The sequence below is a fragment of the Paraburkholderia sp. genome (assembly GCF_026225065.1).
Classification (GTDB): Bacteria; Pseudomonadota; Gammaproteobacteria; order Burkholderiales; family Burkholderiaceae; genus Paraburkholderia.
On record NZ_JAMFSB010000188.1, the window covers coordinates 1 to 7,209 of the forward strand.

Annotated in this window: 5 protein-coding genes; 1 reads left to right on the plus strand and 4 read right to left on the minus strand. The window is 64.2% G+C overall.

From position 1 onward, the window contains the following. From M0954_RS14135 to M0954_RS14145, 3 genes are all read right to left on the minus strand, one after another. Positions 1–1,006, minus strand: a 1,006-nt coding sequence (locus M0954_RS14135) for an exodeoxyribonuclease V subunit gamma (protein ID WP_297353821.1), incomplete at its 3' end; no start/stop codon positions are given. Then, positions 1,003–3,630 carry an AAA family ATPase gene (locus M0954_RS14140; RefSeq protein WP_297353823.1) on the minus strand — a complete coding sequence of 876 codons (2,628 nt, stop codon included), beginning with the start codon at positions 3,628–3,630 and terminating at the stop codon, positions 1,003–1,005. The genes M0954_RS14135 and M0954_RS14140, both read right to left, overlap by 4 nt. After that, positions 3,627–4,745 carry a DNA repair exonuclease gene (locus tag M0954_RS14145; RefSeq protein WP_297353825.1) on the minus strand — a complete coding sequence of 373 codons (1,119 nt, stop codon included), beginning with the start codon at positions 4,743–4,745 and terminating at the stop codon, positions 3,627–3,629. The genes M0954_RS14140 and M0954_RS14145 overlap by 4 nt, the downstream gene beginning before the upstream one ends. Positions 4,746–4,989: 244 nt before the next feature. On the opposite strand from M0954_RS14145, the gene alr reads away from it, so the two are divergent. Next, positions 4,990–6,057: an alanine racemase gene (gene alr / locus M0954_RS14150; RefSeq protein WP_297353827.1), complete on the plus strand. Its 1,068-nt coding sequence runs from the start codon at positions 4,990–4,992 to the stop codon at positions 6,055–6,057. A 105-nt stretch (positions 6,058–6,162) separates the two neighbouring features. Here alr and M0954_RS14155 read toward each other — a convergent pair. Further along, positions 6,163–7,209: HAMP domain-containing sensor histidine kinase (locus M0954_RS14155; protein WP_297353828.1), on the minus strand; the 1,047-nt coding region annotated here is incomplete at its 5' end.

Below are 7,209 nucleotides of genomic sequence, written 5' to 3' on the forward strand. Positions count from 1 at the left end.
CCGCGCTGTCGTACTCATCGAGCAGACCGATAAAGTCGCGGCCCTGTTTCCCCCACGCCGCCAGCAACGGTTGCGCGTGCAGGTGCAACTGCGCATCGTCCATTGCCAAAGGCGCACCCTGGCGGCGTTGCTGGCGCGAGCGCTCTGCCCGCAGCAGGTCCTTGTCGGCGACGATATCGGCCCAATAGTGCGCACAAGGGTTATGCACGCACATCAACACCTGCGTCCAGCGCGAGAGCGCGGCGAGCACTTCTACCGCCTGCCTCGGCAAGCTCGAAATCCCAAAGATGATGACCCGCCGTGGCAAACCAGCCGGACGTTCGTCTTCAGGCATGGCAGCGGCACGCCGCATGAATTCTTCGTGCACCGCGGCGCGTCCGACCGTCGCCATGTCGATGCCATCCGGTGCATGGGCCTCGACGTCCTCCAGCAGCGAGCGCCATAGCGCCGCCTGCCAGCGGTATTCGTCCGGCAGCGGTGTGCTGTTGTTGCGCGCGTCGATCTGCACGTCCTTGCCCGCAGCCCACGCCGCAAGCCAGTCCGCGCGGTACACCTGATACTGGTCGAACAGATCCGCTACACGCTGTGCGAGCTGGAAGCGTTTGCGCTGATCGTCGTCGCGGGACATGAAGCGCTTGAGCGGTGCGTACTCCGGCGACTCGAGCAACTCCGGCAGCAAACGCGTGAGCCGCCACACGAGGCGTGATTTGTCGAACGGCGAAATGGCCGGCACGGCGTCTTCGCCCAGCACCGCTCGATACACCTGCCACAAGAAGCTCGCCGGCAGCGACATGTCGAGCGCCGCCGAAATGCCACAACCACCGTCTTCGGGATCGGCGGCCAGCGCGAGCTTCAACCATTGGGCAATGCCGTTGCTCTGGACGAGGATGACCTCCTTTTCCAGCGGCCTCAGTGGATGTTGGCGAATCCATTGCACCATCAGATCGCGCAAGCGTTCCGGCTGATTGCCATGGACCAACATAAGCCCCGCGGGAATCGAGCTCATGCGGCGGCCCTCAGGTCATCGATAGCGCGTTGTTTGACGCCGAGGTCGTCCCACAGCTCCGGGTGACACGTGAACAGCAGAATCTGATGGCGCGTCGCCGCGTCGAGCAGAGCGCGCTTCAATGCATCGCGGCGTGCGCTGTCCGTGTGCACGGCTGCGTCGTCGAGCATCAGCAGCGTGGGACGTCCGGAGGCCTTCAGCAAATCGGCGTAGGCGAGGCGCGCCAGGATGCCCATCTGTTCACGCGTGCCGAAACTGAGGGCGTCGAGGGTGTCGATGCGGCCGTCGCGCTGCAATGCGATGGGGCTCAGATCATCGCCGAGTTCGAGCGCCGACTGCGGGAACAGGCGCTTCAGATAATGCCCGAGGCGTTCCGTCAACGGCGCACGCAATTGAGCCACTGCCGCGTCGCGTTCTTCGACCAGCACCTTGTCGAGCAGGCTCAACGCGTCGGCTCGCAGACTCAGTTCGGCTTTGCGCCGCTCCATCTGCTCAATCGACGCGTGCACGGCGGCCAGCCGCTCGCCCAGCCCGGAGGCGCCCATGGTTTCGAGCTGGCTGCGCAGTTCGGCGATACGCACTTGCCTCTCCTGCTGCTCGGCGCGTGCCAGTTCCGCCGACGCACGATAGCGCTTCGCCTCCGCAGCCGGGTCATCGGTGCGCGCGGCGCCGAGCTCCTGATTGCGCTCGTCGCGCTGCTTCGTCAATGCGTCCACACGTGCGCGCTGCTCGACGATTTTTGCCTGCCATTGCGAGCGACGTGCGCGGAACGCTTCGTCCTGCAACTGTGCTTCCTTGCGTTGCACCTGTTCCGCGAGCGAGCCACTCGACGCGAGTGCGCTGGAACGCCGCTCGCTGGTTTGAGCCAGGACCCGCGTCGCAGACTCGAGCGCCTGACGGGCCTCATCCGAAGTGCGACGCGCTTCGTCGACGCCCGGGGCACCCACCACATCCGGCAAATCCGCAAGGCGCTTGTCAGCCGTTTGACGACACGCCAGTGCGCTTGCTAACGAAGCGCGCAGCGGCTCGATGCCCTTAGGCGCATGCACCGCGAGAATCTTCTGCTGGCTCTGCAGATGCACCACCTGCGCTTTCCATTGTTCATGCCGCGTCTGAGCATCACTGAGTGACGCCGATCCCAGCGCTCGCAACAGCTCTGCCTGCTGCGCTTCGGCGTCGGACAGTTCCGTACGCAGCGCCGCGAGATCCGACACGCCGGGCACGATGCGCAGTTCGCCGACACCCGGCAACTCGATGGTCTGCTCATCGTCGAGCCGCAATACGCCTTCACCGGTGAGCGTTTCGCCGCCCACCACGATCGCGCCGCCGCTCAACCGATAGTCGATGCGCGTCATCGCAGCTTCCTTGCGCGCCCGCAGCACACTGGTGCGCGATTCGAGCGCTTGCAGCCGCTGCAGTTGGGCAACATCGATTTCGAGCGAGGCTGCGCTGCGCGTGGCGTCGAGCACTGCGCTCTGCGCTGCCTCCGCAGCAGCGATCGAGGTTTCAAGCCGCGCGATCTCGTCCTTATGCAGCGTGATCTGGTTATTCAATTCCTGCGCCATCACGGCGGCATTCGCGAGTTCGAGCGCGCGGGCCGCGGCGTCGCTGATCTGCTGGCAGCGTGCCACCCCGGCGCTCGCTTGAGCATGCTCAGCATCGGCAGTAAGCACCCCCGTCTTTGCACGCTCGAGTTGCTGCCGATCGCTGGCAAGCGTCGCTTCCAGTTCCGCCGCGCTCTGCTCCTGCTGCAACGACATGGCCAGCTCGACTTCACTAACATGCAGCGTTTGCGCCAGCCCCTGCACGCTGCGCTCGAGTTCGGCCAGCGCGGCAGCACGCGCCTGCGCTTGTACCGCCTTTTGTTCGTGAGCCTCCCAAGGCCGCTTGCGTTGCGCATCCTCGAACGCTTCCTGCTGCGTCGCAAGGCGCGTGAGGTTCTCGTCGAACTGGCGACGTTGCGCATCGAGCGTGTCGCGTTCGCCCGCGAGCACAGCCAAGGCCTGCTCAGCTTCAGCAAGCGGACCCGTTGCGCGTTGCGTGCGCGCGGTGAGCAGTTGCCGCAACTCGCGTTGCACTGCGCCGATCAACACGTCCTCGCCGGCCGAGCTGTTACCGCCGGATAGCTGCGTGAGCGCATCACGCAAATACAGCGCCGCGTGGCCGCTTGCAACGCGCACGTCATGCGTTTCGCCTTGCTGTACCCACAGCAACCCCGGCACACCAGCCTGATCCGCCTTCATCGCACCACGCGTCGCACGCGAGAAACCAAGCAGTGCCGCGAGCCGGTCCTCGGCTTCATCCTCGCCGAACACCTGCTGACCGATCCGCAGATCGCAGCGCTGTCGCGTGACGAACTGCTTGGCGAGCGTGCAAGCGACGCCATCGAGCGTGAAACTGACTTCAACCGACGGCTGCCCACTCGCCTTTCCCCAAGGCAACAGGTCTTTCAGATGCGAAGCCTTGTAGCGCTCGAGAAACACCGTGCGCACCGCTTCGGCGATGGTGCTCTTGCCCGCCTCGTTCGGGCCGATAAACAGATTCAGACCTGGCTGCAAATCGCCGATGAACAGACGTCCGCTGAACTGCTTGAATTCCTGGATCGCGATGCTTTCTAGCTTCATGCGGGCCTCGCTTCACGCTGAAACTGGGCAAGCAATAACAGCGCTTCAGCCGCGAGTTTCGCCTGCTGCGGGTCGGCCTGCAGATCGCGCAGCCGCGCGACCACTTTGCCGAGATAGCCGCTTTGCGCACCGAGCGCGGCGAGGTCGTCCTCGGTGGGTTGCACTTGCAGTTCGCTCATCTCCACGCGTAATGCACGGACCCGTGCGCGGGTTTCGTCCACGGCGAGACGCACGGCTTCGGCAGAGGCGAGATCGGTCGTGCCGCGCACGTCGAGCTTGAGCACGTCCGTCGCACCGAGCGTTTGCAAACGCGCTTTCAACGCGTCCACATCGCTCGGCACCACGATCTCTTCTTCCCAGCGCAGCCAGCGATATTTGCCCACCGGCACCGCCCGGACCGACGGCAGCGCGCCCGGTTCGTCAAGCGTGACGTCAAGCATGAAGCCAGGATCGTTGGCGCGAAAACGGTCTTGCTCGTGCGTGCCGGCGTACCAGGTGCGGGCATTCACCTGGAAGTGGCCGTGCCAGTCGCCCAGCGCGAGGTAGTCGAGACGTGCCGTCTCGGCGCGGGTCGGCTCGATGGGATTGGTCGAATCGATTCCCTCTTGCAGGATCCCGCTCACGCTGCCGTGGGCCAGGGCAACGCGAAAATAGTCGGGCGGCGTCGGCGTCTGGTCGAAAAACGCCGTGGTGTCGTCATAGGTGATGCGCTGCGTGAGCGGCGCGCAGAGGAACGCGCACTTGAGCGCGTCGAACTGGACAACGCCCGGTGTCAGCACGACATGCACATTCGCCGGGATGCAGTTCAGCCGCTGCGCGCGCGTCCAGACGCTTTCGACCAGCGCCGCATCGTGATTGCCGGGCAGCATGATCCACGCGCCGGTAAAACCCGCCAGCGCGCCGAACAGGCGCCGGATGACGGTATCGGAGACAGTCTGCTGATCGAATACGTCGCCAGCCACCAGCACCGCGTCAACGCGGCGCGTGGCGGCCTCACTGGCAATCCGGCGCACCGTTTCGAAACGCGCTTCGGCGAGATGCGCGGCTTCCTCGGCGTCGAACTGGCCGAATTGGGTGCCGATCTGCCAGTCCGCGGTGTGCAGGAATCTGATCATGGGGTTTCCATTCTATGGATGAGCGGTGGTGCGTGCGTCATGGATCATGGATGTTACCGTGACCGCGACTCGAAACGGAGTCGCCCAGCTCATTTTCGCGGGCATTTTTTATACTGAAATTCGACAGAAATACAGTAACAAAACCTGAAAACGTCGATTTATCCTAGTGCCCGAAACTGGGTTGAGATTCAGAAACCCAGTGTATAACGCTGACTCCCAACCCCTATTTCCGCAGAGGACTTCGATGCCCCGCCCGATTGTTGCCCGCATTCATCCGGATGCCGTCCGACACAATCTTCAACTGATCCGGCAAATGACCCCTGGCTCGCGGGTTTGGGCCGTCGTCAAGGCAAACGCCTATGGGCATGGAATCGAGCGCGTCTATCCGGGCCTCGCCGATGCCGATGGCATCGCATTGCTCGACCTCGACGAAGCCGTCCGTGTGCGCGAGCTGGGGTGGAAGAAGCCGGTCCTGCTGCTCGAAGGTATCTTCACGCCGGGCGATGTCGCCATTGCGGACGAACTGCGCCTGACCGTCGCGGTTCACTGTGCGGAGCAGCTTGAACTGCTGCGCGCAGCCAAGGTGACTCAGCCCATCGACATCAACCTGAAGATGAACTCCGGCATGAACCGCCTGGGCTTCAGACCGGACGTCTACCGGGCCGCCTGGGAACGGGCCCTTGCATCGGAATCGATCGGCAACATCACGCTGATGAGCCACTTCGCCAGCGCGGACAATAACGATATCGACTGGCAGGTGGACCGGTTCGATGCCGCCACCAGCGAGATTCCCGGCGAGCGCAGTCTCGCCAACTCGGCCGCCGCGCTGTGGCATCCGCGCGCCCATCGGGACTGGGTCAGGCCGGGTATCGTTGTGTACGGTGGCTCGCCGTCCGGCGTGTCGCGTGATATCGCGGACATCCCGTTGCGCGCGTCGATGAGCTTGACGAGCCAGATCATCGGTACTCAGACGCTGTCCGCGCAGGAGACCGTTGGCTACGGCCGAAAGTTTGCCGCCAACGAAGAAATGCGGATCGGCGTGGTGGCCTGCGGCTACGCGGATGGCTATCCGCGGCACGCACCGACCGGCACACCCATCGCGGTGGACGGCACGCTGACGCGCGTGGTGGGCCGCGTGTCGATGGACATGCTGACCGTGGATCTCACGCCCTGCCCGGACGCGCATGTCGGTTCGCAAGTCGAGCTATGGGGCGATCAGGTGAAGATCGATGACGTCGCCGAGGCATCGGGGACGATTGGGTATGAACTGATGTGTGCCTTGGCGCGCAGGGTGCCCGTTGAGGTGCATTGAGTGAGTGAGTGAGTGAGCGGGAGGGAGGGCAGGTGCGATTCCCGCAAGCAAGCACGCCCTCTCGGCGCTCCAAGCGCTCCAAGCGCTCCAAGCGCTCCAAGCGCTCTAAGCATGCACCGCAACGCTGATCGGCAACTCGAAAGAGAACGTCGTCCCAGTGCCACCGTCACGCTCAACCAAACGAATCCGGCTGTGATGCAACTGCAGCATGCGCTGAACGATCAGCAGCCCAAAGCCACCCCCACGATGCGAACCACCCGCGCTGAACGGCCGCTCGAATAGCCCTTCGCGCATCTCGGCCGGAATACCCGGGCCGGTATCGCTGACCGTCACCTGCACCTTGCCGTCGCGATACGCGAGCTCGACATCAATCGCCCCTTCAGCCGGAGTATGGCGAATCGCGTTGTCGAGAAGATTGGTCAGCACGCGCTCGATCATCCCCAGATCGGCGCTGACCGTGGGCAACCGCGGCGGAATGTTGGCCCGCAACTGGATACGCCGTGCCTCGGCCGGCAATTCGAATTTCTGGAACACGTCCTGCACCAGATCGACCAGCGAAAAATCCTCCAGCGCCGGCTGCACATTGCCGTGTTCGAGCCTGGCCAGTTCGAACAGCGCCTGCGCGAGCCGCCCCACCTTGACGCTCTGCGCCAGCGCGATCCCCAGATAGCGTTTGCGTTCCACGTCGCTGAGCGTGTCCGCCTTGAGCGACAGCGTTTCGAGGTAGCCGTGCAACGAAGTCAGTGGTGTGCGCAGATCGTGCGAAATGTTGGCGAGCAGTTCACGCCGCTGCTGGTCCTGCCGCGTCAGCGCGCGCCACTGTTCGCCGATGCGATCGGCCATCTGCGTAAAAGTCGCCTCCAGCACGGCGATTTCATCGCGCCGTCCCGCCGCGGATGAACGCGGCACCTTGGGCTGCGTATCCGGTTCACCGTTGGCATCGAACTGGCGCATCGCCTCGGTCAGACGCCGCAGCGGCCGCGTGATGAAGCCAAATGCCATCAAACCTGCCACGAGGCACAGCAGCGCCACCAAGGCCATCGACCACAGCGTCGTCCGCAAAACCGAGCTGGCGGCCACGCGCGCCGCGAGCTGGTCGTGCGCCTCGCCCTGCAGCACGACGTAGATGTAACCCGAAGGCGGCTGCCCAGC